Source organism: Rhizomicrobium electricum, from assembly GCF_011762045.1.
Taxonomy (GTDB): domain Bacteria; phylum Pseudomonadota; class Alphaproteobacteria; order Micropepsales; family Micropepsaceae; genus Rhizomicrobium; species Rhizomicrobium electricum.
In genome coordinates, this window is sequence record NZ_JAASQS010000010.1 from 177,451 (window position 1) to 202,685 (window position 25,235).

Annotated in this window: 23 protein-coding genes; 12 read left to right on the top strand and 11 right to left on the bottom strand. The window is 63.5% G+C overall.

Annotated elements, in window-relative coordinates:
- The first annotated feature begins 46 nt into the window (after positions 1-46).
- Both FHS84_RS19390 and FHS84_RS19395 read left to right on the top strand, forming a co-directional pair.
- The gene (locus tag FHS84_RS19390; RefSeq protein WP_166937189.1) at positions 47-3,079 is read left to right on the top strand and encodes a tetratricopeptide repeat protein; all 3,033 of its coding nucleotides are present in this window, start codon (positions 47-49) and stop codon (positions 3,077-3,079) included.
- A 351-nt stretch (positions 3,080-3,430) separates the two neighbouring features.
- Positions 3,431-4,639, top strand: coding sequence for a hypothetical protein (locus FHS84_RS19395; protein ID WP_344470126.1), 1,209 nt, complete (start codon positions 3,431-3,433; stop codon positions 4,637-4,639).
- 372 nt (positions 4,640-5,011) lie between these two features.
- Here the strand turns inward: FHS84_RS19395 and FHS84_RS19400 are convergent, their stop codons facing one another.
- On the bottom strand, positions 5,012-5,182 hold the full coding sequence (locus FHS84_RS19400) for a hypothetical protein (protein ID WP_166937190.1): 171 nt from the start codon (positions 5,180-5,182) through the stop codon (positions 5,012-5,014).
- A 226-nt stretch (positions 5,183-5,408) separates the two neighbouring features.
- On the opposite strand from FHS84_RS19400, the gene groES reads away from it, so the two are divergent.
- From groES to FHS84_RS19425, 5 genes are all read left to right on the top strand, one after another.
- Positions 5,409-5,708 (top strand): co-chaperone GroES, encoded by a 300-nt coding sequence (groES, locus tag FHS84_RS19405; protein WP_166937191.1) that lies wholly within the window; start codon positions 5,409-5,411, stop codon positions 5,706-5,708.
- 82 nt (positions 5,709-5,790) lie between these two features.
- A complete protein-coding gene (gene groL, locus FHS84_RS19410; RefSeq protein WP_166937192.1) occupies positions 5,791-7,431 on the top strand; it encodes a chaperonin GroEL in 1,641 nt (546 codons plus the stop codon).
- A 225-nt stretch (positions 7,432-7,656) separates the two neighbouring features.
- Entirely contained in the window at positions 7,657-7,938 is a 282-nt protein-coding gene (locus FHS84_RS19415; protein WP_166937217.1) for a ribbon-helix-helix protein, CopG family, read from the top strand.
- A 47-nt stretch (positions 7,939-7,985) separates the two neighbouring features.
- Positions 7,986-8,231, top strand: coding sequence for a type II toxin-antitoxin system RelE/ParE family toxin (locus tag FHS84_RS21970; RefSeq protein WP_341801847.1), 246 nt, complete (start codon positions 7,986-7,988; stop codon positions 8,229-8,231).
- A gap of 435 nt (positions 8,232-8,666) precedes the next feature.
- Positions 8,667-10,619: a winged helix-turn-helix domain-containing protein gene (locus FHS84_RS19425; protein WP_166937193.1), complete on the top strand. Its 1,953-nt coding sequence runs from the start codon at positions 8,667-8,669 to the stop codon at positions 10,617-10,619.
- A 10-nt stretch (positions 10,620-10,629) separates the two neighbouring features.
- On the opposite strand, the gene FHS84_RS19430 is transcribed toward FHS84_RS19425, so the two are convergent.
- The 7 genes from FHS84_RS19430 to FHS84_RS19460 form a co-directional block, all read right to left on the bottom strand.
- Positions 10,630-10,962 (bottom strand): UrcA family protein, encoded by a 333-nt coding sequence (locus FHS84_RS19430; RefSeq protein WP_166937194.1) that lies wholly within the window; start codon positions 10,960-10,962, stop codon positions 10,630-10,632.
- A gap of 191 nt (positions 10,963-11,153) precedes the next feature.
- A complete protein-coding gene (locus FHS84_RS19435; RefSeq protein ID WP_166937195.1) occupies positions 11,154-11,483 on the bottom strand; it encodes a UrcA family protein in 330 nt (109 codons plus the stop codon).
- A 161-nt stretch (positions 11,484-11,644) separates the two neighbouring features.
- Positions 11,645-11,890 (bottom strand): DUF3297 family protein, encoded by a 246-nt coding sequence (locus tag FHS84_RS19440; RefSeq protein ID WP_166937196.1) that lies wholly within the window; start codon positions 11,888-11,890, stop codon positions 11,645-11,647.
- A complete protein-coding gene (locus FHS84_RS19445) occupies positions 11,887-12,630 on the bottom strand; it encodes a hypothetical protein (protein WP_166937197.1) in 744 nt (247 codons plus the stop codon). The genes FHS84_RS19440 and FHS84_RS19445 overlap by 4 nt, the downstream gene beginning before the upstream one ends.
- Before the next feature lie 36 nt (positions 12,631-12,666).
- Positions 12,667-13,425, bottom strand: coding sequence for an SDR family oxidoreductase (locus FHS84_RS19450; RefSeq protein ID WP_166937198.1), 759 nt, complete (start codon positions 13,423-13,425; stop codon positions 12,667-12,669).
- Between the two features lie 91 nt (positions 13,426-13,516).
- A complete protein-coding gene (locus tag FHS84_RS19455) occupies positions 13,517-15,247 on the bottom strand; it encodes a methyl-accepting chemotaxis protein (protein WP_166937199.1) in 1,731 nt (576 codons plus the stop codon).
- A gap of 33 nt (positions 15,248-15,280) precedes the next feature.
- Positions 15,281-15,499, bottom strand: coding sequence for a hypothetical protein (locus FHS84_RS19460; RefSeq protein ID WP_166937200.1), 219 nt, complete (start codon positions 15,497-15,499; stop codon positions 15,281-15,283).
- Between the two features lie 59 nt (positions 15,500-15,558).
- Between FHS84_RS19460 and FHS84_RS19465 the strand changes: the two genes are divergently transcribed.
- Both FHS84_RS19465 and FHS84_RS19470 read left to right on the top strand, forming a co-directional pair.
- On the top strand, positions 15,559-16,335 hold the full coding sequence (locus FHS84_RS19465) for a hypothetical protein (protein ID WP_166937201.1): 777 nt from the start codon (positions 15,559-15,561) through the stop codon (positions 16,333-16,335).
- A 166-nt stretch (positions 16,336-16,501) separates the two neighbouring features.
- Positions 16,502-17,455 (top strand): hypothetical protein, encoded by a 954-nt coding sequence (locus tag FHS84_RS19470; protein ID WP_166937202.1) that lies wholly within the window; start codon positions 16,502-16,504, stop codon positions 17,453-17,455.
- A gap of 69 nt (positions 17,456-17,524) precedes the next feature.
- Here FHS84_RS19470 and FHS84_RS19475 read toward each other — a convergent pair whose 3' ends face one another.
- Both FHS84_RS19475 and FHS84_RS19480 read right to left on the bottom strand, forming a co-directional pair.
- Positions 17,525-18,379, bottom strand: coding sequence for an alpha/beta hydrolase (locus FHS84_RS19475; RefSeq protein ID WP_166937203.1), 855 nt, complete (start codon positions 18,377-18,379; stop codon positions 17,525-17,527).
- A gap of 66 nt (positions 18,380-18,445) precedes the next feature.
- Complete coding sequence (locus FHS84_RS19480) at positions 18,446-20,062, bottom strand: TonB-dependent receptor (protein ID WP_166937204.1); 1,617 nt, start codon at positions 20,060-20,062, stop codon at positions 18,446-18,448.
- Positions 20,063-20,209: 147 nt separating this feature from the next.
- Here FHS84_RS19480 and thrS point away from each other — a divergent pair, with 147 nt between their 5' ends.
- The gene (gene thrS / locus FHS84_RS19485) at positions 20,210-22,195 is read left to right on the top strand and encodes a threonine--tRNA ligase (RefSeq protein WP_208393979.1); all 1,986 of its coding nucleotides are present in this window, start codon (positions 20,210-20,212) and stop codon (positions 22,193-22,195) included.
- A 186-nt stretch (positions 22,196-22,381) separates the two neighbouring features.
- The gene (infC, locus tag FHS84_RS19490; RefSeq protein ID WP_166937219.1) at positions 22,382-22,930 is read left to right on the top strand and encodes a translation initiation factor IF-3; all 549 of its coding nucleotides are present in this window, start codon (positions 22,382-22,384) and stop codon (positions 22,928-22,930) included.
- A gap of 168 nt (positions 22,931-23,098) precedes the next feature.
- Here infC and FHS84_RS19495 read toward each other — a convergent pair whose 3' ends face one another.
- Complete coding sequence (locus FHS84_RS19495) at positions 23,099-23,713, bottom strand: hypothetical protein (RefSeq protein WP_166937205.1); 615 nt, start codon at positions 23,711-23,713, stop codon at positions 23,099-23,101.
- A gap of 468 nt (positions 23,714-24,181) precedes the next feature.
- Here FHS84_RS19495 and FHS84_RS19500 point away from each other — a divergent pair, with 468 nt between their 5' ends.
- On the top strand, positions 24,182-25,090 hold the full coding sequence (locus FHS84_RS19500) for a zinc ABC transporter substrate-binding protein (RefSeq protein WP_166937206.1): 909 nt from the start codon (positions 24,182-24,184) through the stop codon (positions 25,088-25,090).
- The last annotated feature ends 145 nt before the right edge of the window (positions 25,091-25,235 follow it).

Below are 25,235 nucleotides of genomic sequence, written 5' to 3' on the forward strand. Positions count from 1 at the left end.
GCGGCGGAGCATAGGATTGCCCCGGACTTGTTCCGGGGGGCGTTCGATGGGTACGTGGCGTAGTGCGGCGGTAGCCATGCTTTTGGTTTGCGCCGGTGTGAGCGGCGCGGCGTCCGAAGACCCCGACGCCACCACCATGGAAGCCTCGAGCGACGACGTGACGGTCGCCCCGGACGGCAGTTTCAGCGTCACCAATCATGCCGAACTGCGCGCCACCAACGAAGCCGGCGCGATGCAGGCCTCGCGCATCAGCGTGTTCTACGATTCCGAAACGCAGAACGCCGAAATTCTCGAAGCCCATACGCTGAAGAAGGACGGCACCAAGATCCCGATCGACGTCAGCACGATCTACGAGCAGGTGCCCGCCGATAACACGCTGGCGGTGACGAGCTTCCGGGTCAAAGTGCTCTTGTTCCCGCAATTCTCCGCCGGCGATACCGCGGTCTATACGGTCCGCACCAACAATCCCAAGCCGATGTTCGCGGGCGCCTTTCAGTTCGGCAAATATTTCCCGCGCAGCGTCGCCTTCAAGAACGCCGAGGTCACGATCCGGGCGCCGAAATCGCTGCCGCTGAAAGTGGAGACCCACGATCTTCAGTTCAGCAAGGAAACCAGCGGCGACACGATCATCTATCGCTGGCACCGCTCCGCGGCCTCCGACAAGAAGGCCAAGACGGCGCTGGTGTCGCCGCTCGACCGCGAACCGCGCTTCTTCGTGTCGAGCTTCAAGGACTACGGCGATCTCGGCCGCGCCTATGCCGCGCAAAGCGAGCCCAAGGCGGCGGTGACCGACAAAATCCGGACGCTGGCCGAGCAGATCACCAAAGGCACGACCGACCGGCGCGAACAGGCGCGGCTGACCTACGAGTGGGTGGCCAAGAACATCCGCTATGTCGCCATCGAACTCGGCCAGGGCTCGTTCGTGCCGCACGACGCCGATACCGTTCTCGCCCGCGGCTACGGCGACTGCAAGGACCACGAAGTCCTGCTCAGGGCGCTCCTCAAAGCCAAAGGCATCGAGGCGCAAGGCGTCCTCATCAACGGCACCAACGATTACGCGCTGACCGACGCGCCGAGTTTCGCCCAGCTCAATCATATCATCACCTACCTGCCCGAGTTCGGGGTCTATCTCGATGCCAGCGTGCCGGTCGCGCCGTTCGGCGTGCTGCCGCAGACCGAATACGGCAAGCCGGCGGTTCTCGCCGTGGCCAAGGGCGCCGGCCTGGTGACGCTGCCGATGCCGAAGCCGGGCGCCATCACCATCCATCAAGCCACCGTGCAGAAAATCGCCGCCGACGGCACCCTCAGCGGCACCACCACGACCACCGCGACCGGCCCGTATGCCATCGCGCTGCGCTATATCGGCTACGCCGTGCAGGCGATCGGCCCGGAAAAGGCGGGCGAGCTGCAGATGGGCGCGCGCGGCTTCAAGGACGGCAAAGGCAAACTCATCGCCGGCCCGCTGACCGAACTCGGCGACAGCTACACCATCCGCGGCGAGTACTCGGCCAAAGGCTGGGAAGACGTCCTCAAAGGCGAATCCACCATCATGCCCGGCGGCCTCAGACTTCTGCCGGTGACCGGCGACGGCATCATGGGCCCGCTCTACGGCGGCGACGACATTGCCGACGAACCGACGGTCTGCATCCCCGCCAAAGCCGACGAAGACCTCACGCTCGAACTGCCGGCGGGCTACACGGTCCGCTTCCTGCCCAAGGACGAGACCGTCACCACGCCCAATCTCACCTTCACGGCGCACTGGAGCGAAACCGCGGGCGCGCTCACCGTCCATCGTGAATTTGTCAGCAAGATCGACCAGCCGATCTGCCGCGGCCCGGTGCGCAAACAAACCGCCGAAGCGTTGAAACAGATCGCCAAGAAGTTCGATCAGACTTTCGCAATCATCCGCTCGGCGCAAAGCTACAAGGACGCGTCGGCGGCCAAGCCGGAGGGCGCCGCAGCGCTGGTCGAACGCGGCGAAGCCTTCGAAAAAGCCGGCGATCACGCCAAGGCGATTGCCGATTTCACCGCCGCGCTGGCGATCGAACCCGACAACGCCGCGGCCTTGTTCGACCGTGGCTACTCCTATGACGTGTCGGACCAAGCCGATCGCGCCATCGCCGACTACACCACGCTGATCGCCGCCAACGACAACAACGCCGTGGTCAGAGCCAATCGCGGCCGGGACTATGCGAGGCAAAACAAATACGAGCTGGCGCTGCCCGATTACGAGCGGGCCGTGGAACTCGATCCCGAGAACACGGAGTACATGCTGCACCGCGCCTATCTGTTGTCGTTCACGCACAAGCCGGACCGCGCCGCCGCCGCGTTCGGTGACGTCATCGCCAAAGACAGCCAAAACGCCGATGCCTATTCCGGCCGCTGCGCCGCCTATCACGATGCCAAAAACGACGAACTGGCACTGGCCGACTGTAACAAGGCCCTGGCGCTGACACCGAACGCCTCGCGCCTTTATCTGTTGCGCGCCCAGATACGCCATGCGCTGGGCGATCATTTCGGCGGCAACCGCGACGTCGCCAAAGCGGCCCAGATTGACCCCAAGCTGGAACAGCCCGGCGGCTTGTGGCGGCCGTTCGGCCTCACGGCCAAAAAGGAAATCGCCGCCAAGGACGTTCCGCCGATGGTCCGCTCGCTGATGGATGGCGGACGGGCGCTCGATCTCAAAGACTACGACACCGCCGTCGCGGCGTTCGAACGGGCGATCAAACAAGGCATTCCGGATTCCGCCGTTCTGCCGAACCTGTGCGTCGCGCTCAGCCATACCGACCGGCTGGCCGACGCTGCCTACCAGTGCTCGCGCGCATTGCAGCTCAGGGACAACGATCCGTCGCTGTTGCGCGCCCGCGGCCTCATCTATTTCCGCCAAGCCAAATACCGCGATGCGCTGGCGGACTTCGAGGAATTGCTGCAGCTTTACCCGAACGATCCGCTGCTCCTCTACGAGCGCGGCGTAACCCGCAAGAAACTCGGCGACAAAGGCGGCGACGCCGATATCGCCAAAGCCACCGCGACGAGCCCGAATATCGCCAGCAAAGCGCCGAAAGCGATGCGGTCGTAACAACTGCATCCGTCCGGCTATAATTGTTGGGATTTAGCTTAGATGGGGAAACTCCCCGCATTCTTCAAGGGAGTTTTTCCGGCTGCGACAGAACGGCATTTTGTTTGTTCTGCCAATTACTTGCTCATCACGCACCGATTTACGCGGCGCGTCTGCCTCGCGGTCGCAAAGAAATTTGTGACGGGACGACGCGAAGAAAATCCATTTGCGGCGTTAATCATGGCCACGTTCTGTCTCCCGACTTGCCGTTTCGTGTAAAGCCGGGATCACGCCGTAACGCGCGGTTCGCATTCCGGCCGAAAATCCGGGACTGTGGTGGCGCCATCCTGAAAGGGGATCGCATTGCGACGCGTGTTGGCGGCCATCGGTGTAGCGATCGCGCTCTGTGCTCCGGGTTGCGCGAGCGATGTCTCGGCGTGCCTGACCCTCATCAACAGCCCGGAACTGCGCGAACCCGGTCCGCTTTTTCTCACCAGCTTTCCCGAAGCGCGCGACGGCCCCCTGCACGATACGGCGTTTCTTTATGACAATGCCGTTGCGATCATCGCCTTGACGGGATGCGGGCGCCCCAACCAAGCGGCGCGCATCGGCGAGGCCATACTCCTGGCCCTCGACCACGACCGCTATTGGACCGATGGCCGGATCAGAAACGCCTATCTCACAGGCCCGGTGAAACACCACCCGCTGCCCCTTCCCGGCTGGTGGGAGCCCGCGCAGAACAAATGGGTCGAAGATCGCTATCAAGTCGGCAGCGATACGGGAAACATGGCGTGGGCCATGCTCGCGTTGCTGACCTTGTACGAACAGGATCGCGAGCCTGCGTATTTGTCGGGCGCCGAGCGGATCGGCCGGTACGTCGAAAACGCCTGGTCCGATGTCCGGCCGCGCGGCTATGAAGGCGGAACCTTCGGCCACGAGCCGGAACCTGAACCCAATCGCTGGAAATCGACCGAGCATAATACCGATTTGGCAGCGGCGTTCGGACGGCTGGCCCGCGACAGCGGCGACAAGCACTGGGCCGTTCTTTCGAAAAAGGCGGCGGCTTTTGTCGCTGCCATGTGGAACAGCAAGTGCCATTGCTTCGCCGTCGGCACCGGAGACGACGGCCACACGCGCAATCGCATTCTGGCGCTCGATGCGCAGCTATGGCCGCTGTTGGCGATCCCGGATGGAGCCACGCGCTTTCCCGGCGCGCTGGCGACGGCGCAAGAAAGGCTCCGGCATGGCGACGGATTTGCCTACAGCGAAGCCGGAACCGGCATCTGGACGGAGGGCACTGCCCAGGCGGGCCTCCTGATGGGGCTGAGCCAACCGACTGACGATCAAACCGCTTTGGCGAGCGTGATCGCACGCAATCGCACCGCCGACGGCTCCTATTACGCCTCGGACGGTCCAAGCCTGCCGACGGGTTTCCAGCTTCAGACGGACCCGACGAAACCGCGCGAGTATTATCATACGCCGCATCTCGCCGCCTTGGCCTGGGTCGCACTCCTGCAGATGCGCTTCAACCCCTTCACGGGAACGAGCACCCTGCCGGGCACCAGCCAGATTCGCAACTAGGAGCGAACGGCGATGTCGGCGCGAAGGTTGCGATGGGCGATGAACTTAACGAAGCGGATCGCCTCTGTGTTTAGCGGGAGGATGCCGGTTCAATCGCACCCCACGTCTTGGACAAGAGTGCATCGTTTGCGGGGTCGAAATAGAGGCGAGCCAAAGCCTCTCCCTCGCGTCCTGGCTCGCCGTGGTTTTGCACCAACCAGGGTTTGATCACATTCGGGAGCCCCTGCTCCACGAGCAATTCCCGGATGCGGACCTTGAAGGTCCTGTAATTGGCCCAAACCTCGACGGTCCATGTTGGCGTGGAAGGCCTGGGGATCTCCGGCCGGCGCGCGAAGAAAACCGAATTGGCTTTGTAATAGTATCGCGCGCTCATCACGATCGGGGGCGCGTTTCGGGGCTGTAGTGTTGTTCCGGTTCGTGGAATTCGATCCGAATGAACGCGGCCTGAGGGACATCGGCCAGCGCCGAGGAAATGACTTCCGCACCTATGGGCCAGGAAAAATTCTTGCCGATCTTGGCTTTACCGGCTGTTGGAAACAGCACTCCCCCCTCCCTGGCTCGCCGCCACCACAAAGGGAAGGATAGACCCTCCCGGCCCTCCGCCCCAATCTGCGACAAACCGTCCTTTTTCTTGACGAAATCGGGACTCGCGCCTATATCCCCGCCCAGCGGTTGGCACTCCCCAGGTGAGAGTGCTGCCACGTTCGGCCCGCAAGGCCCTAGAGTTTACCAAGTACTTGAACTAGCTCAATTTTAGGAGGCAATCCCGATGGCATTCCGTCCGTTAGGCGACCGCGTGGTCGTGCGCCGCGTCAAAGAGGACCAGAAGACCGCCGGCGGCATCATCATTCCCGATACCGCCCAAGAGAAGCCGCAGGAAGGCGAAGTCATCGCCGTCGGCCCCGGCGCCTTGGATGACAATGGCAAGCGCGTCGCGCCCGAAGTGAAGGCCGGCGACATCGTGCTGTTCGGCAAGTGGAGCGGCACCGAAGTCAAGATCGATGGCGACGAACTCCTCATCATGAAGGAGTCCGACATCATGGGCATCGTCGAGAAGAAGAAGAAATAAGTTTGCGACGGGCGAATAGCGAATGGGGAAACCCGACCGCCGTTCGCATCGCATTCCCCACAGAATTCTGGAGAACACAACAATGGCTGCTAAAGACGTAAAGTTCGGCGCCGATGCCCGCGAGAAGATGCTTCGCGGCGTCGATATCCTCGCCGACGCGGTGCAAGTGACCCTCGGCCCCAAGGGCCGCAATGTCGTGATCGACAAGAGCTTCGGCGCTCCCCGTACCACCAAGGACGGCGTGACGGTCGCGAAGGAAGTCGAGCTTGCCGACAAGTTCGAGAACATGGGCGCCCAGATGGTGCGCGAAGTCGCCTCCAAGACCAATGACGCGGCCGGCGACGGCACCACCACCGCCACCGTGCTGGCCCGCGCCATCGTGCGCGAAGGCGCCAAGAGCGTCGCCGCCGGCATGAACCCGATGGACCTCAAGCGCGGCATCGAAAAGGCCGTCGAAGCGGTCACCGCGGACCTCAAGAAGCGCTCCAAGAAGATCAAGTCGAACGACGAGATCGCCCAGGTCGGCACCATTTCCGCCAACGGCGACAGCGCCGTCGGCAAGATGATCGCCGAAGCCATGGCCAAGGTCGGCAACGAAGGCGTGATCACGGTTGAAGAAGCCAAGTCGCTCGACACCGAACTCGAAGTCGTCGAAGGCATGCAGTTCGACCGCGGCTACATCAGCCCGTACTTCGTGACCAATGCCGAGAAGATGGTGGCCGAGCTCGAAGAGCCGTACATCCTCATCCACGAGAAGAAGCTGGGTTCGCTGAAGGACCTCTTGCCGGTTCTCGAAGCCATCGTGCAGTCGGGCCGTCCGCTCCTCATCATCGCGGAAGAAGTCGAAGGCGAAGCGCTGGCGACCCTGGTCGTCAACAAGCTGCGCGGCGGCCTCAAGGTTGCGGCCGTGAAGGCTCCGGGCTTCGGCGACCGCCGCAAGGCCATGCTGGAAGACATCGCGATCGTCACTAACGGTCAGGTGATCTCCGAAGACCTCGGCATCAAGCTTGAGAACGTCAAGCTGAACATGCTGGGCACGGCGAAGAAGGTCCGCATCACGAAAGACGACACCACGATCATCGACGGCTCGGGCGGCAAGAAGGACATCCAGGCCCGCGTCGCGCAGATCAAGCAGCAGATCGAAGAGACCACGTCGGACTACGACAAGGAGAAGCTGCAGGAACGTCTGGCGAAGCTGGCTGGCGGCGTGGCCGTCATCCGCGTCGGCGGCGCCACCGAAGTAGAAGTGAAAGAGAAGAAGGACCGCGTCGATGACGCCCTCAACGCGACCAAGGCCGCGGTTGAAGAAGGCATCGTCCCCGGCGGCGGCACCGCGCTTCTCTATGCGACCAAGGCCCTTGCCAACGTCACCGGCGACAATGACGACCAGAACGTCGGCATTGCCATCGTGAAGAAGGCGATCCAGGCCCCGATCCGTCAGATCGCCGAGAACGCGGGCGTCGAAGCCTCGATCGTCGTCGGCAAGCTGCTCGACCAGAAGAACTCCAACTTCGGCTTCAATGCCCAGTCGGAAGAGTATGTCGATCTGATCGACGCCGGCATCGTCGACCCGACCAAGGTCGTGCGCATCGCGATCCAGAACGCGGCCTCGGTTGCGGCGCTGCTGGTCACCACCGAAGCGATGATCGCCGATCGTCCGAAGAAGGAATCTGCTGCTCCGGCCATGCCCGGCGGCGGCGGCATGGGCGACATGGACTTCTGATCCAGCGCGCCCCACGAAGGATCACCGCGGCGTAGCCCCTTGGCGAAGCCGGGTTGTCCAAAGCTCAATGAATGCGAGAACCCCCGGAGGCAACTTCGGGGGTTTTTGTTTGGGATTGCGTGCTTACAAAGTATGATTTAGTATGACTTCTGTGTTGGCGATCTCCGCTGGCTGATGAGAACCATCGACCAGAAGGAGAGCCGTATGAGCGCGTTGTTTTACGTCATGTCCGAAATCGAACGCCTGACCATTACCCTGCCTGCCGAAATGGCTGCGACCGTCAAGGAAGCTGTCGACGGGGGAGATTATGCCTCGTCCAGCGAAGTGATCCGCGAAGCGCTGCGCGAGTGGAAGATGAAGCGCGCGATCCAGATGCAGGAACTGGCAGCGCTCCGAGCGGACCTCCAGAAGGGGCTGGACGATATTGCGGCGGGACGGACGAAGCCGTTCGATACCGAGGACATCATCAAGCGGGGGCAACAACGATTACGGAGCCGCTCGAAATAAGCCTGACCGACGCCGCCGAACGCGACCTCGACAGCATATGGGACACCATCGTCGCCGAGGGCTCGACGGACGTTGCCGATAATTTCATCTGGGCGCTGCAGAAGCATTTCGAACCACTCCGCAAGTTCCCAAATGCCGGCGCACCGCGCGACCATCTGTTGCCTGGATTGCGCGTCGTGTTTCACCGGCGCTATGCCATCTACTACAAACCGCTTCCCAAGATCGTCTTCATCGTGCGCGTCGTGCACAGCGCCCGCGATATCACGACCATGTTCGAGGGCGGTGAGGAATGAACTCTTGCTGATTGTTGGCTCGTTGCGGCACGCGACGATATCCAAAGTATGGCCCCTGGCGGCGTTTGGATCCTCGCCGATTGCATTGCCGGCCTCGGTTACGACGTCGTCAATTGGGGACCGAGACGCATTCATCACGCGTTCGACACAGCCCTAACGCCGGTACTGATCCTGACGGGGCCTGGGCGGGCAATCGTCGCTGGCGGGATCGCATTTTGTGACGCTGACGGCTGGCTGACGAGGGCGGCCACGGTCGCCGCGGTTGGACGGATGAACCAGGCTTGGGCTGCCGCAAGCCGGACACAAAGCCGCTGCACTGTCCTGCGACAAGCGTAGCGAGTGCTGTCGATTTCTGATCGGCTGACGCGGGCAACCCGTTGCGCTATCACTCACGCGGGAAGGACGCACCAATAGCGGGTGCGAAGCGGTTTCAACGTGGCGGCGGCAGAGGACACCATCGATTTGGCCAGGGCACCGGCGTTCGCGCTGGGTGCACTCAAGGTCAATCCGCCGACGCTGGAAGTCGCGAACGGCGACCGCCGCGACACGCTCGAGCCGCGCATCATGCAGGTGCTGGTGGCGCTCGCATTTCGCCGCGGCGAAGTGGTCAGCCGCGAAGACCTCATCACCCAGTGCTGGGACGGCCGCAGCGTCGGCGACGACGCCATCAACCGCTGCATCGGGCGGCTGCGGCGGCTGGCCGAAGCCGAAGGCGGCTTCATCATCGAAACCATTCCGCGCGTCGGCTACCGGCTGAAGGAGGTCGGCGCTCCGGATGCGATTACGGTCGCGGCGAAGCCCGAGCCGAATCCTCTCCCGCCGAAACCCGCGGCGAAGAAACGCTGGTGGCAAAACTGGTGGGCGCTGAGCCTCGCCGTTCTGGTCATCGTAGCGGTGACGTCGGCCAATCTATGGCTCAGCCATCCCGAGCCGCTCGATCGCGTCGCGGTGCTGCCGCTGCAACCGCTCGGCGGCGGCGACAATGCACGTGTGTTCGGCACCGCCGTCGCGGAACAGATCGTCGGCGTCCTGAACGAAAACCAGGTCCAGGCGGTGGCGCAGAGCGAGATCGCCAATCTGCGCGGCCCCGGACGCGACGACGCCGCGCGCAAGCTCGGCGCCGACTTCATCCTCGACGGCACCGTGCAGCACACGCGCCAAGGCCTGCGCGTGGTGGTCCATCTCGATCGCGCCTCCAGCCACGCTACATTGTGGACTGCGACCTTCGAGCCGGCCGAGACCAGTTCCGACCCGGCCGGACTGCAAAGCCAGGTGGCGGCGCGCGTGGTCGACGTCATCAAAGCCGCCTTGCAGGCGGCGGTGCTGCGCGACGATGGCGCGGTCGCTGCATTCATAAAAGCCAAGGAATACGGCCGCGAAGGCGGACGCACCGCGACCTCGCTCCGGCGCGACCAGATGCGCATCGTGGTGGCGCATGCGCCCGATTTCAGCCTGGGACGATCCGGACTGGCGTGGTCGTCGGCCGCATTGATCCAATTCTCCCCGCCGACCGAAATCACGGGCCTGCGCAGCGACGCCGAACGCGAAGCGAAGAAGGCGCTCGAATTCGATCCGCACAACGGCGAAGCCTATCTCGCCCTGGCGGCGCTGGCGCCGCCGCGCGATTATGCCGAACAGGAACGGCAACTTCGCAAAGGCCTCGAAGTCCAGCCCGACGAACCGACGCTCAATTCGAGCCTGGCGGCGCTGCTCCAGGACGTCGGGCGGAACGCCGAAGCCCTGCCGCTGTACGAACGCGCCGCGCTGCTCGATCCATTGTCGCCGCGCAAGAACGCGGGCTATGCCGCCGCCCTGCTCATCTCCGGCAACATCGCCCAGGCGCGCCAGACCATCCAGCACGCCGCCAAACTGTGGCCGGACAATCCGAGCGTATGGGGCGCTCGCGTCGGCATTGCGGTGGTCGACGATCCCGCCGAAGCGCGGAAGCTGCTCGCCGAAGGCCCCCATGTCGCGCCGCAGCTCGAACCGGACTTCTACGCCGCCGCCGAAGCCGCCATCGACGCCGTGGCGCATAAGACGCCGCAATCCCGCGCCGTGGCGCGCGAGCGCCTTCTCGCCGCCGTTGCGCAAAAACATTTCGACGACAAGACGACGATCGAGCTTCTGACGTATTTCGGCGACGTCGATACCGCCTTCGCCGTGGCGGACCAGAGCTATCGCGCCGACCGGCTGGCGGGCCGCTATAGCCGTCCCGATATGGCAGTGCTGCTGCGCTCGACCACCGCGGCGCTGCGGCGCGACCCGCGCTTCCTGCCGCTGGCCGAACGGCTCGGACTTGTGACCTACTGGAAAAACAACACGGCGCCCGATTTCTGCAAGACAGAAGCCGTGGCGCCGTGCCCGGACCTCAAGAGGGGGGGCCGCTGAGGTCGCGGAACTATTTTTCGGCAATAGCCAGAAGCGGCGCCGAGCCGACGTCGTGGACCGCCTGTTTCACCGTCTGAACCCGGCACTTCTCGACCTTGTCGGCCAAGAGCGGACCGGTGCCGCCGGCATTGGAGGAGCACAGCGCCGCGGCGGCGTGGTTGATGCGCTCGTAGAGCGCAGCGGCGTCCTTGGCCGGATCGAGATCGTCGTACTTCACCACCGTGCGCTTGACGGTGCGATCGCCGCCCAGGGTCGGCGTCATGCCCTGGAGCGTCACCGACGCGGCGAAGGCCGGGGCGATCAGGGCGACGAAGGCGACGGAAGCAAAAAGGGTTCGGGACATGGAGGGCTCCTTGGTTGCGGCCTGGGGTGGGCCGGACACCCTTCAGATGCGATCGCAGCGCCGTTGCGGCCAGGGACTGGAGCCGATGGTTTGCCGATGACGTTCGCGAACCGCCGATTTGTTGCCGACCGGTCAAAAAAAGAAGGCCCGAACGGCGTGTCCGGGCCTTGAGGTTACGGTTGCGAACGAGGTCAGTGCAGCGCCGCCAAGCGTACGCCGCGATCGGTAAGACTTGTGACCGCTTGATGGCGGGCATCGCTGAGACAGTGCGCGAACTCCTTGTCGTGGAATTGCGGCGCATCGCGATACGAGCCGACGAATGCGGCGCTGCCGCCGCAGGCCATGGCCGCCGCCGAATCGATACGCTTCTGGAGTGCGGCCTGCCCGGCCGCCGTCGCCAGATTGAGATCGCCATAAGCGACGTCGACGTGCCGGGTGACATATTCCTGCGCCGATGCTGCGACGGAGGCCGTCACAATCGCGGCTGCCGCGGCCAGAGCAAAACGGAAAGAACGATTCATGAAGGTCTCCAGAAAAGAAGTACCTTCGTGAAATGGCGGCGATCGGCCGGCCTTCAATATTTTATTATTCCACTACCGCTTGTTTATTTTCATAATAGTACGCGCCCAAAACAAAAGGCCCGCGCAGGGCGGGCCGTTTTCACGCCGTCGTGACTGCTCCGTCAGGCGGACGGCGGCTCTTTCAGGTACGGCTCGACCGTGCCTTTCAGCTTGATCGTCATCGGATTGCCGTGACGGTCGACGCTCTTGCCGGCCACGACGCGGATCCAGCCTTCGCTGACGCAATACTCCTCGACATTGGTCTTCTCGGAGCCGTTGAACTTGATGCCGACGCCGGATTCGAGCAGCGCCTCGTTGTAGAACGGGCTCTTGGGATTGGCGCTGAGGCGGTCGGGCAGATCGGTCATGACGGTGGTCCCAGGTTTTCCGGCGCGGCGTGATAACCCGTTCGGGCCATCATGCCAAGCGGCCTGACGTGTACGGCATGATCGTACCACAGGAATATCCCGGCCACGGCCGCAACCAGAGCGACATTGCCCATCCGCCGCACCGCGGGCCGCCAGTTGGTGCGCGGCACCACACCGGCTGCGGCAAACAGCGGCGCCAGCACACGTCCGTGCACCAGCGGCATCAGATAGGGCAGCACGCCCAGGCAGAGAAGATGGCCCACGATGGCCAGCGCTGGCCTCATCCCCGGAAGCAGTCCGAGCGCGAGCCACGCCAGGATCTGTGCCAGTAACGGCACCGACACCAGCAGCAGCACATAACGGACGCGGTGGAAAAAGCCGGCCAGCCCCATCATGTGCCACACCTGCGATCCCACAAACGATCCGGCGGTGAGGCACAGCAGCGCTTTGGCATGCGGCAACTGCGCCAGACCAACGGTGCCGAAGCCCATCAGCCAACCGACATCGACAATGAGCACGAGCGCCGGAACGAAGGCGATCACGGCGAGAACCGGCAACAGCACGTATCCGGCGAGATCGATAGCAAGCGGCCCCGGCGGACGTGCCTCGGCGCGCGTCGAGAGAAACCGCATCAGATGCGCACGCGCCGCCGCGAACAGGCGGCGCAGCACATCCACCGCAACGGCGAATGCCAATGCGAGCGCAAAACTCTCGGGATAGGTCGTCAGCAGTTCAGCCACAGCGCGGCGATGTTAGTCAAACCGCGCGGAGCTGTCTCACGGATAATCCTGCCGCGTCGGACGGATTACGATATCGCCGATATGCACATGCGGCGGGCGGCTGACGACATAATGGATCGCGTCGGCAATCGCCTCGCCGTCGAGCAGCGGCCCAAGCCGCGTCTTGAAGCCGTCGACCATTTCCTTGGAGTAACCGGCGCCGTCCTGGAAGCCCGACAGCACGAAGCCCGGCTCCACCAGCGTCACCCGCACGCCCTTGGGCCCGATCTCGCGGCGGAGCGCTTCGGTCAGAGAATGCACCGCGTGCTTGGTGGCGCCATAAAGCGCGCTGAACGGCGAGATGTTGCGGCCCACGACCGACCCGAGCACCACGATGTCCTGGGCGCTGTTGGGGAAGCTTTTTTCCTGCCGCGGCACCATCCGGTTCGCCGCCGCGCGCATCAGGCCGAGCGCGCCCATCACGTTCAGTTCGAAAATCTCGCCCAGCCGTGTGGTGTCGCCGGTCGCCACCGAACCGCCGAGCCCACGGCCCGCATTGACGACCACGATGTCGGCCGGTCCGAAGGCGGCTTCGGCGCAGGTGAACAGTTCCTCGATCACTTCCGGCTTGGAGGCGTCGCCCGCCACGCCGCGGAACAGCGGCCACAAATCCTTCTCGAGGCTCGCCAGTTTCTCCGCCGTGCGGCCGTTGCCGACGACCGCATAGCCTTGCGCCGCAAACCGGCGGACGGTCGCTTCGCCGATCCCCGACGTGGCACCCGTGACGATGGCAATACGCGAATACTTGGCGGCCATGGACCGACTCCGGCAGAAAACCCGCGGCCGGTTTATCGCCGCGCGCTGCAATTCGCCACCGAAAAATCGGCACTCTCAGAAGCGTGAAGGCTTACGCCGCCCGCGTCCGCCTTTGGGGAAGCTCGCCGACCATCGAGATCTGGAAGCGGCCGACACATTCTCCGAGTTCGTGTGCGCGCCCCTTCATGCCGTCGGCCGCGGCGCAGCTCTGCTCGGCCATGGCCGCGTTCTGCTGCGTCGTCTGATCGAGCTGCTGGATGGCGGCATCGATCTCCTTGAGCGCGGTCGCCTGCTGGGTCTGGGAAGCGGAAATGTTGGCCACCAGATCGTAGACGGTGCCGATCTGGGCGACGATCTTGCCGAACGCTGCGCCGCTCTCTTCGACCAGCTGCACGCCGTTGTCGACCTGGCTCTCGCTGCGGGCGATAAGGGCGCGGATCTGCTTGGCCGCTTCCGCCGAGCGCTGCGCCAGCGCCCGCACTTCCGACGCCACCACGGCAAAGCCGCGGCCCGCATCGCCCGCCCGCGCCGCTTCGACGCCGGCATTGAGGGCAAGCAGATTGGTCTGGAAGGCGATTTCGTTGATGACGCCGACGATCTGTGTGATCTCGCCGGACGACTGGGCGATGGCGCGGATCGCCTCCACCGCATTGTGCGAAATTTCGCTGCCGACATTGGCATCGGTCTTGGCGGTCGCTGCGGCACTGTTGGCCTCGTTCGCACCGCCGACCGAGCGGTTGACCGCTTCGCTCAGTTCGTTGACCGCCGCCGAGGTCTGTTCCAGCGCCGCCGCCTCGCGTTCGGTACGCTGCGCCATCTGCTGGGAGGCGCCGTGGATTTCCGACGACGCCACGGCGATTTCACCGGCATGCTGCTGGACGGCGATCATCGCCTTTTCGAGTTCCTCGGCCGCGGCGTTGAAGTTCGCCCGGAGCACATCGTATTCCGGCGGCACGTCCTTGGTCAGGCGGTAGCGCAGATCGCGTTTCGACAGCGCCGCCAGCGCTTCGCCGAACGTCGATACCACCTGTTCGATGGCCGCGGCACGCTGCGCCCGGCGTTCGCCGACCGATTTGTTGAACAGCTCGATCACTCGCGCCAGTTCGCCGAATTCGTCGGTGCGCTCGGTATAGGGCACGTTCTCGGTGTAGCGGCCGGCGCGTGCGTCTTCCATCAGCTTCGCCAGAGGATGGAATGGCGCAAAGAGCTTGCGGAACACGAACCAGCCGATGCCGCCGCAAATCGCCGCCAAAATAAGGCCGGCAATCACCGCGACCGAGGCGGCCTCGGCGAACTGGGCATTGAAGGCGCTCTTTTCGAAGCCGACGAACAAAACGCCGATGGTACGGCCGGCCGAGTCCTTGATCGGCTTGTAGGCGGCGACGTAGTCCTCGCCCAGAATCTTGGTGGAGCCGAGATAGTCCTGCCCTGCACCGAGCACGGCATCATAGACCGGACCGGCGGCCAGCTTGGTACCGAGCGCGCGCGTGCCATCGGCCTTCTTCACATTGGTGGAGATCCGGATGTCGCCCTGGAAGATTGTCGCCACACCGCCGAACGCAGCCGCGACGTCGTCGACGCCGGAAGTATCGCCGTTGAGAACGCGCGAGCCGATCATCAGCTTGCCGTCTACGATACTGTAAGGCGCCCGTCCGGGATTGATGATCATTTCCGCGGCGGAGATGTTCTGCTTGAGCCGGCCGGTCCCGAGAATGCCGCTGAAATGGTTGAGCAGAAAAATCGTCGTCGCGGCGACGCTCGCAACAATCAATACCAAAACCAGTATTAATGCTTTACCCGAGATCGACTTTACACCGACCATAATTGCGCCATTCTTGAACAGTTCCACCCGAAGCTACGCCCACACCCGTTTCACAAAGCTGAAAGACGGGGCAATTTCCGCATCCAAAAAGCGAATTTGCCTGTTTTCTGCGCCGTACGTGGCGGTAATGATATTGGTCCGTCCACGAAGCATAAGGGTAATTACGTAGCCCTCCGGCCATTCGCGGCAGAAACACGGCAAACCTGCCTCAGGAAATTCACGGGCTCGGACCGGAGCCAACGCCGTCAGCATCCGTTTTTCCTCTCGCAACACGCTGCGGCCAAGCCGCGGCAGACAAACGGAGTCGTCGGATGTTGAGAGCGGCATTCCTGGGCGTAACCGCGCTGGCGGCGCTGGCCGTCGGAGCACATGCCCAATGGGTCAAGCTGAGCGACGTCCGTGTCGCCCATCACCGCGACCGGGATACCACCTATTCCGATTTCGCCGGACCGGTCGAACGGCTGAGTTTCACCGCGCGCGGATCGGATATGTGGTGCCGCTCGATCGCGGTCCAATACCGCAACGGCGAGCGCCAAGAAGTGTTCTCGGGCAAACTCGAACGTGACCGGCCGGTGGATGCCGATGTCCATGGCAGCGAACGGCGCATCGACCAGCTTACCATGAACTGCGCCGCCTCCGATCCGCGCGGCGGCATCCTGGTCGTGGCCGCCGATGTCGGGCGCTTCCATCGGGCGTGGGAACGGAGCAAAGCGTGGGCCAGCCGGATGGCGCGCAAGTTCGAACAGAACATGGGGATGCACGACCAGAACGGCTGGATCAGTCTCGGCCGCGAGAACTTCGAAGGCCGCCATGACGACGAGGCGCGCTTCGCGGGATGGCGCGGTCGCCATGTCGACCGCATCGCCCTGCGTCCGCTCGACAACGATGCGCGCTGCCGGCGCGTCTCGGCGACCTTCGAAAACGGCCGCACCCGCGATCTCGAAGTCGACCGCCACGACGTGATGGAGAGCGGCCGGATGGTCGAAATCGATCTGCCCGGCGGCAAGCGCAATCTGCGCAGCCTCGACCTCAGTTGCCGGGCGGTCGGCGACCGCAACGTGACGATCGAAATCCTCGCCCGAAGCTGAACATCGGTCATGGGCAGGCACAAGGCCCGGAGGCGACTCCGGGCCTTTTGTCATGCACTTGCAACGCAGATGCAGAATGAACGATTGCGGGCTTCATGAACCATCTGGAAAATGTCACCTATAGCGACGACAAATCGTCGATCAGACCAATCTGGAGGGAAGACCCATGAAGACTGTGAACACGCTGCTCGGGGCGGCGGCGCTCGCTGCTGTCGTCGCGAGCCCGGCGGCGGCCGAGTATGTGCGGCTTGGCAGTGTGGACGTCGGCTTCAGGGCCGATATGGATACGGCCTACAGCGAATTCGGCGGCCGGCTCGAAAGCCTGCGCCTGATCGCCAGCCGCAGCGACATTTTCTGCCGCGCCGTCGTGGTGCAATACGCCAACGGCGAACGCCAGAATGTTTTCTCCGGACGGCTCGACGAGCGCCGGCCGGTCGATGTCGATCTCCGCGGCCGCGCCCGCAAGATCGACAGCATCCGTTTCGCCTGCCGTTCCGATGAATTCCGCGGCGGACGCGTGTACGTCGAAGGCGAAGTCGGCAATTACCGCGACGAATGGCGGCGCGACCGCAATTGGGACCGGCGCTGGGCGGGCTTGTTCGGCGCCATCATGGGCGGCGGCGATATGCGCGGCCCCGGCGACCGGCACGACTGGAACGACAGACGGGATGGGAACGATCGGCGCGATGGGAACGACCGGCGCGACTGGAATGACCGGGGCGGCCCCGGCGGCGATATGCGCGGCCCTGGCGATATGCGCGGCCCTGGCGACCGGCGCGATTGGAACGACCGCCGCGGTCCCGGCGGCGACTGGTTCCCGCTCGGCACCATGTCGTTCGAAGGGCGCAACGACAAGGAAAGCAACTTCACCGGCTGGGCCGGCCGCCGCGTCGAACGGATCGGCCTGCGTCCGATCGAGACCAACGCCCAGTGCATGAGCATTGTCGCGACCTTCGCGAACGGCAGGAAGGTCAAGCTCGCCGACGGGCGTCCGCTGGAACGCGGCCGCGTCACCGTCTACGACTTGCCCGGATACGACCGCGACATCACCAAGCTCTATATGCGCTGCCGCTCGACCGAAGGCTATCGCGTGACGATCGAAGTGCTGCTGCGCCGCTGATTGCTCGCACTACAAATAGCAAAGGCCCCGGAGCGATCCGGGGCCTTTTTTGTTTCAAGGATTACTGTTTCAGGGCTTGGGCTGCAGGAAGCCCGACGCGTCGAGCCAATTGACCAGCAGGGTCGGCCAGATCGCAACCTGGGGCGGGTTGGTCGGACGGATGCCGAAGCCATGCGCAACGCCGGAAAGAATGTGAATCTCGCTCGGCACGCCCAGCTTCTGCACTTCGATATAGCGGTTGACCTGTCCGGTGGTGACGTTGTCCTTGTCGCCGAAGATGAAGAACGACGGCGGCGTATCGGCCTTGAACACGACCTCGGCCGGCAGATAGGCGTAGATCAGTCCGAGGAATGCGGGCCGCGCGCTGAGCCGGTCGATCGGATCGGCGGCTTTGGGATTTTCGAGCGCGATATGGGTGCCGGCCAGCGCGGTCAGATGGCCGCCGGCGGAAAAGCCCATCACACCGACGCGGGCCGGATCGATCTTCCATTCGGCGGAGCGCGATTTGACGAGGCGGATGGCGCGCTGCACGTCGGCGAGGCTGTGATCCATCACCTTGTAGGTCGAACCGTCGGCGTAGGCCAAACGGTACTTGAGCACGAATGCCGCGACGCCGCGATCGGCCAATGCCTGCGCGACGCGATAACCTTCGTGCGTGACCCAGATCTCCTTATGGCCGCCGCCCGGAATGATGATGACCGCGGCGCCGGTCGCCTTGGCCGGATCGGGCAGGAACGGCGTGATCGAAGGCGCATTGACCTTGCTGACGACCTCTTCGTCGGGCGGGTTGATGCGCATCGTCTCGGGCGCCGTTTTGCCTTCCGAGCCCGGAGCCCCTTTCGGCCATAACAGGATCGGATCGGCGGCCGAGGCGGCGACGGCGAGCAACACGGCGGCACAAAGAGACGCGACAATGGATTTCATGATTGGTTCCTCCCGCGCGGCAGTATGCGCGGGTGCGGCCAGCGTGCCAATCACAAGACGGGGAGTTCAGAACGGCCGCTTGAGTTCGAGCTTCACCGCCGGACCGGAATTGTCCTGCAGTGCCGAATGGCTGAACTTCGACGAACCGCGCGGACCGGTGAAGAAGTCGTCGCGCGTCGAGCCACCGTAAAGGCCGTGGAGGTTCAAATCGAGCACGTAAGGGCCCGGCTTGTAGCTCACGAAGGCACCCAGCGACGCGCTCGCTTCGGTGGTCGACAGTTCGTTCACCTGATAGGAGGTGCGTGTGCCAGTGAAATCGCCGGTAAAGCCGACGCTGAGGTTCGAGGCCGGCAGCTTGTGCGCCAGCTTGAGCGACACCTTCTCGCCCGGCTCGCCCGATGCGGCGCGGGTTTCGAACGTCACCGGATCGACCACCTTCGAGCTCTGCCACATCGCTTCCGAGCTGAGATCGGTGTGCGGCAGACCGAGCGGGGAAAGCGGCAACTGCAAGGCCACCGCAACGCTCTTGCGGCCGACCAGCGGCGTCGTCGCGGGTGCCTGCACGCCACGAATTTCGGCAAATTCGGTCACCGTGCCCTGGCGGGCCGCGGTGTAGGTCGCCGACAGTTTGGCGGGACCGAGTTTCTGCTCGACCTTGGTCTGAATCTGCCAGGCATGATCGGGCTGGAAGCCGCTGGCGTCGGTGGCGCTGTCGGCATTGGCATAGGCGGCAAACGCCGCCGCATCGAACGGCGCCACGACGTGCTCGACCTTGGCCGTCACGGTGGTATCGCTGAACGGCTGCAGCGTCGCGGTCAGGTTCGGATTGACCGAGCGGTACGTGCTCGAATGGGCGTTGTTCTGCCAGCTGATGTCGGCCACGCGCGCCGCCGTGCCGCCCTTGAGTTGCAACACCGGCAGCGGCTGCCATTCGACATCGACATAGGCCGTGTGATCGGACGTGCGAACGGCCGATTGGGTGAAGCTGGCGGAATTGCCGGGGGCGCCTTCCTGCGTCTGGTCGCTCGAGCTCTTGGCGCCGGCGGTCACCCGGAACGGCGCGACCGGAACCGTCAGCGCAGCCTGTGCCGCCTGGGTCTGGGTCCGCACCAGATGCGCCGCCTGATCCGAGGCGCCGACGCTTTCCGGGGCGCGATAGGTCAACGACAAGCGGTTCTCGCCCGACGCCGACAACTCCGTACCGAGCGGGCCGGAGAGATTGGCCTCGATTTGCGCCGCGTCCTTGTGCCAGAAGGCAGTCTGGCCGTCCTCTTTGCCGACGCTGGCCGAGCCCTGCACCTTCACGGCGCCGTCCGGCAGGTTGAGATTGAGCGTAGCGCCGCTGGTGAGATCGCGGCCGCCGGGAACCTTGAGATCGAGCGCCACCGAACCTTGGCCGAGGATCACGGTATCGGCAGAGGCCGTCGTCGTGCGCACGAGCGGCGATCTGGCTTTGCCGCGGGTCTTGGCCTGCAGCTTCACCGCACCGGGCGGCAGCATAAGGTTCAGAACGGGCCCCAACTGGCCGTCGGCGGTTACCGGCGGCAGGTCGTTCACCTCCACCGGCCCGACCGGCGCCGGTATCGTGTTCACCAGCTCGGCGGAATCGTCAGCAAGCGCCGCCGGCGCGCATAAAATGCACGCCATGGCGACCAGACGCCGCGATTTCACTGAGTACGACACGATCCTCTGCCCTTTTCGGCTCCAAAGCTAACACCGGCCCGCTAACCCTATCCACCCGGCATTTCCGTCAGGTTGTCGCGGGCCAAAACTTGACGTGAGCCGGTTGCTGGCAGATGGTCCCGCCCACTTTTTTCAAGGAGCCTTCCCGTGTCTGCGCCAGCCTCTGCCGATCATATCGTTATCACCCTGCCCGATGGCAAGTCGCTGACGTTTCCGAAGGGTGTTACCGGCGGCGACATCGCCGCTTCGATCGGTCCGGGTTTGGCTAAGGCGGCGTTAATTCTGCTCGTCGACGGTGAAGAATACGATCTTTTCCGTCCCATCGAGCATGACGCGAACATCCGCATCATCACCAAGAAAGATCCGGAATCGCTGCATCTGATCCGCCACGACGCGTCGCACGTGATGGCGATGGCGGTGCAGGAACTGTTCCCCGGCACCCAGGTGACCATCGGCCCGTCGATCGAAGACGGCTTCTATTACGATTTCGCCAGAGAGACGCCGTTCACTCTCGAAGACCTCGCCAAGATCGAGGCCAAGATGCACGAGATCGTGAAGGCGGACCTTCCGACCCGGCGCGAGGTGTGGCCGCGCGACAAGGCCATCGCCCACTTCAAAGAGATGGGCGAGCACTACAAGGCCGAACTGATCGAAGCCATTCCGGAAGGCGAAGACGTCTCCCTCTATTGGCACGGCGACTGGCACGACCTCTGCCGCGGCCCGCACTTCGCGTCTACCGGCAAGATCGGCGACGCCTTCAAGCTGACCAAGATCGCGGGCGCCTATTGGCGCGGCGATGCCAAGAACGCGCAGCTGCAGCGCATCTACGGCACCGCCTGGCGCGACCAGAAGGAATTGTCGGAATACCTCCATCGCCTCGAAGAGGCCGAGAAGCGCGACCATCGCCGCATCGGCAAGGAAATGGAGCTGTTCACCTTCTCGCCCGACGTCGGCGCCGGCCTGCCCTTGTGGATGCCGAAAGGCATGGTGATCCGCCAGGAACTCGAATTCCTCGCCCTGCAGGAAGAGCGCAAGGACGGCTATGTCCGCGTCGCCACCCCGCACATCACCAAAGAGACGCTGTATCTGCGCTCGCGCCACCTGCCCTACTACAAGGACAGCATGTATTCGCCGCTCGATATCGACGGCGAGAACTACTACCTGCGTCCGATGAACTGCCCGCATCACCACATGATCTATCTGGCGACGCGGCATTCCTATCGCGAGCTGCCCTTGCGCATCGCCGAATACGGCCAAGATTATCGCTACGAAGCGTCCGGCGGCCTCACCGGCCTGATGCGGGTGCGCGGCTTCTGCATGAACGACGCCCACATCTACTGCCGTCACGACCAGGCCAAGGAAGAGTTCATCAAGGTCATGCACCTGCATGCCCGCTACTACGACCTGATGGACATCAAAGACTACTACATGCGGCTGTCGCTGCCGGATATGAAGAAGCTCGACAAGTATGTCGACCAGCCGGAAAAGTGGATCGCGGCGCTCAACATCATCAAGGAAGCGATGGTCGAGTCCGGTTATCCCTTCAAGGAAGTCTCGGGCGAAGCGGCGTTCTACGGTCCCAAGATCGACTTCGAGATCAAGTCGGTGATCGGCACCGAGTACACCATTTCCACCAACCAGCTCGACTTCCTGGCGACCCAGACCTTCGGCCTCACCTACGTCGCCGACGACGGCAGCGAGCAGCCGGTTTACGTCATTCACCGCGCCCCGCTCGGTACCCACGAGCGGTTCACCGCCTTCCTGATCGAGCACTATGCCGGTGCCTTCCCGACCTGGCTGGCCCCGATCCAGGCGCGAATCATTCCTATTTCCGAGAAGGTCACCGACTACGCCCAGAAGGTCCGGCAGGCCCTGTTCCAGGTTCCGGTGGTCAACGGCACGGCCGGGTTGCGGGTGGACGCCGACTTCTCCTCGGAACGCATGCAAAAGAAAATCCGGGACGCCCAGCTCCAGAAAATCCCCTATATGCTTGTGGTTGGCGAGCGCGAGGCGGCCGAAGGCAAGGTTTCTGTCCGGCTCCGCTCGGGCAAGGACCTGGGACCGATGCCCCTGGAGGCCTTCATTGCACGCATTAAGGGAGAGGCCGAGACTCGCAAGGACGTTACGGAATAGTGCCCGGCTGTGGCCGATTAACCCTTGCGAAACGGTTTAGCTTTCCTATTCTGTGCCTAATCAGCGGCCTCAGAGCCGGCTTGGGAGGATTTGCCCTGCGCGCATAAGACGGAACACGTTTCGCGAAGCAGGCCAAAGCCCCGCGAAACGTAGCCGGCGTTTGGGCGTAACGATGGAGAAAAGGTCATAGCCCCGCCTAGAAGGTTTTCACCGCAGGAACGCGCTCCTGCCAAAGACGGTCCCCGCATCAACGAGGAGATTTTCTCCCGAACGATCCTGTTGATCGGCGATGATGGCCACAAATACGGCGAGATCGGTACCGACGAGGGCCGCGCCATCGCGGAGGAAAAAGGGCTCGACCTGGTCGAGGTGTCTCCGGAAGCGAAGCCGCCCGTCGTCAAGCTGATGGACTACGGCAAGTACAAATACGAGCAGCAGAAGAAAGCCGCCGAAGCCCGCAAGAAGCAGAAGGTCATCGAGATCAAAGAGATCAAGATGCGCCCGACCATCGACGATCACGACTACGACGTGAAGATGAAGGCGATGCGCCGCTTCTTCGACGACGGCGACAAGGTCAAGGTCACGCTGCGCTTCCGCGGCCGCGAAATGGCCCATCAGCATATCGGCATGGAACTGTTGACCCGCATTCAGCGCGATACCGAGACCTATGCCAAGATGGAGCAGTATCCGAAGCTCGAAGGCCGTCAGATGATGATGGTGCTGGCGCCACGATAAGGCTGCCGCCGTGCAGGAATTAGAAAACCCCCGGATTTGCATCCGGGGGTTTTGCTTTTGTTGTTATGCTTCCCTTGATGAGGGATCGTTCCCCTCAGCCCCAAAACTCTTTTTTTTGGTCGCATTTCCGGACGGAAAACCGGTACCCACTTTTCCTGGAAATGCTCCCTAGAAGAACCGCGAGGCGGTCTTCGTCACCGTGTCGCCGATGTCCTGCAACGGCCCCAACGGCGTGACTTGATCGTGGGTGTCCTCGATGCGCGGGCGCCCGCTCATCAGCTTGTAGGCGACGTGCCCGTCCTGCATCAGCAGCACGACTTCGGCGGTCCAGCCGGTATCGACCGTGCGCCGCTCGAAACCGAACAGATCGAGGAAGAAGTTGCCCATGCGCCGCGACTCGACGTGCTGCGGATGGAACACGAAGGCCGAGCAGCGATCCTGCGACTCGATGCAGGACTGCACCGGCGCCGCGAGATGATCGAAGCTCATGGTCGAACGCGGCATGAAGCGCTCGATCACGCCGAGATAGCTGAGTACTTCGACGTTCGGCGTGGTCGCCGTATCGAAACCGAGACGCGGCAGATCGGTCAGGCGCGTCTGACCGGGAACCACGTCGGTGTACGCCGCCTGCACCTGCTCGTAAGTGCTGAATGCGTTCTGCGAAACCTTCGACTCGTGCGGCAGAAGCCCTAATCCACCGCAGCCCACCAGCGAGAGCATGAAGGTTGCACTGATAAACGTCCTGAAACCGCGGCCGGAGCCGCCCACCACCCCGTTGTCCATCTACCCCACCAAGCCAACGACGTTAGGATTTTATTTACGTTTGACGGTAACGAATTTTGGCCGGATTGGGAAGCGAGATGGCGGAAGTAAGGCACATTTTGGCGTTCGTATGGTTAAACTGAACGGTGTGTTTTCGCCGCCGCAGTGATGCGCGCGATCCTCAAACTAAAACCATTTCAATCAGCAACTGCACTTGTCCGCCATCACCAACAGTTCACGCGCAGCCGTTGCGGTACGAGACCATTTCCTACTGCAAACGGAATCTCTGTCGAGAATCCGGGACGTACGCCGGCAGAGCGCAACAGACCAAACGCACCGTCGCAAAGCGCTCCACTGCATCGCAATTTTCTGACTCGCGTCATGCGCGACTGCGCGCGACGCGATCGGGACATCAACGACACACTCGCTGCGGCTTACACTTTTTGACGCAGCCGCGGCGCGGTTGACAGCCATGCTACGATGCCGGCCATGCAGATCGTTAAATTCCTCCTCCGCGTGAGTCTCGTTGCCGTCACCGCCGCGGCAGCAGCCGCCGAGCCCAAAGTGCTGGCGACTTTGAAGCCCGTTCATTCTCTGGTCGCGGGCGTGATGGAAGGCGCCGGGCAGCCGGACCTCTTGATCGGCGGCGCGCTGTCGGAGCACTCCTACGCGCTCAAACCTTCCGACGCCCGCAAGGTGCGCGAAGCGACGCTGATCTTCGAAGTCGGCCCCGACATGGAAACTTATCTCTCCGGCGCCCTTGCGGCGGCCGGCGGGCGGGTGGTCGTGCTCGAGCAGGCGCCTGGGGTCAAACGCGTCACGGCCCGCGAAGGCGGATTGTGGGGCGACGATCATGACCATGGCCACGACCATGGCGGGACCGACCCGCATGTCTGGCTCGATCCCCAAAACGCCATCGCCTTCACCAAAGCGATCGCCGAGGCCCTCGTCCGCACCGATCCGGCCCACGCCGGTCTCTATCGCGCCAACGCCGCCCGCCGGATCGCGATGCTGCAGGGGCTCGATCGCGAACTTGCCGCAACGCTGTCTCCGGTGAAGGACCGGCCCTATCTCGTCTTCCACGACGCCTATCACTATTTCGAAGCGCGCTACGACCTGAAGCCGGCCGGCGCCGTGACGGTCGCGCCCGACCGGCCGGTGGGCGCCCGCCGCATTGCAGACCTGCGCCAGACGGTGACATCGGGCCGGGCCGTCTGCCTGTTCCGCGAACCGCAGTTCCCGCCCAAGCTGATCGACACGCTGGACCAGGATACCAAGGCGCGCATCGGGGTCCTCGATCCGCTCGGGGCCGACCTTCAACCCGGCCCCGACCTCTATCCCCGGCTGATGCGCAATCTGGCGCAGTCGTTGCGGTCCTGCCTTTCGAAAAATCGTTAGCCACATCCCACCGTCGAGGCTATGGTCCCCCACGCCTGCTTCTCCGCGCCGGGGAGCGACTGTCTTGGGTGTCAAGCGGGTTGCCATGGGCGTCGATCCCTGAGGATGGCGTTGAGGATGGTGAGTAACCGCCTGGCGACGGCGA

Excerpts from the sequence above, each read along its gene's own strand:
- FHS84_RS19390 (WP_166937189.1), top strand. The coding sequence starts at position 47 with ATGGGTACGTGGCGTAGTGCGGCGGTAGCCATGCTTTTGGTTTGCGCC.
- groES (WP_166937191.1), top strand. The coding sequence starts at position 5,409 with ATGGCATTCCGTCCGTTAGGCGACCGCGTGGTCGTGCGCCGCGTCAAA.
- groL (WP_166937192.1), top strand. The coding sequence starts at position 5,791 with ATGGCTGCTAAAGACGTAAAGTTCGGCGCCGATGCCCGCGAGAAGATG.
- FHS84_RS19415 (WP_166937217.1), top strand. The coding sequence starts at position 7,657 with ATGTCCGAAATCGAACGCCTGACCATTACCCTGCCTGCCGAAATGGCT.
- FHS84_RS19430 (WP_166937194.1), bottom strand. The coding sequence starts at position 10,962 with ATGTCCCGAACCCTTTTTGCTTCCGTCGCCTTCGTCGCCCTGATCGCC.
- FHS84_RS19435 (WP_166937195.1), bottom strand. The coding sequence starts at position 11,483 with ATGAATCGTTCTTTCCGTTTTGCTCTGGCCGCGGCAGCCGCGATTGTG.
- FHS84_RS19440 (WP_166937196.1), bottom strand. The coding sequence starts at position 11,890 with ATGACCGATCTGCCCGACCGCCTCAGCGCCAATCCCAAGAGCCCGTTC.
- FHS84_RS19450 (WP_166937198.1), bottom strand. The coding sequence starts at position 13,425 with ATGGCCGCCAAGTATTCGCGTATTGCCATCGTCACGGGTGCCACGTCG.
- FHS84_RS19455 (WP_166937199.1), bottom strand. The coding sequence starts at position 15,247 with ATGGTCGGTGTAAAGTCGATCTCGGGTAAAGCATTAATACTGGTTTTG.
- FHS84_RS19460 (WP_166937200.1), bottom strand. The coding sequence starts at position 15,499 with ATGCTGACGGCGTTGGCTCCGGTCCGAGCCCGTGAATTTCCTGAGGCA.
- FHS84_RS19465 (WP_166937201.1), top strand. The coding sequence starts at position 15,559 with ATGTTGAGAGCGGCATTCCTGGGCGTAACCGCGCTGGCGGCGCTGGCC.
- FHS84_RS19470 (WP_166937202.1), top strand. The coding sequence starts at position 16,502 with ATGAAGACTGTGAACACGCTGCTCGGGGCGGCGGCGCTCGCTGCTGTC.
- FHS84_RS19475 (WP_166937203.1), bottom strand. The coding sequence starts at position 18,379 with ATGAAATCCATTGTCGCGTCTCTTTGTGCCGCCGTGTTGCTCGCCGTC.
- FHS84_RS19495 (WP_166937205.1), bottom strand. The coding sequence starts at position 23,713 with ATGGACAACGGGGTGGTGGGCGGCTCCGGCCGCGGTTTCAGGACGTTT.
- FHS84_RS19500 (WP_166937206.1), top strand. The coding sequence starts at position 24,182 with ATGCAGATCGTTAAATTCCTCCTCCGCGTGAGTCTCGTTGCCGTCACC.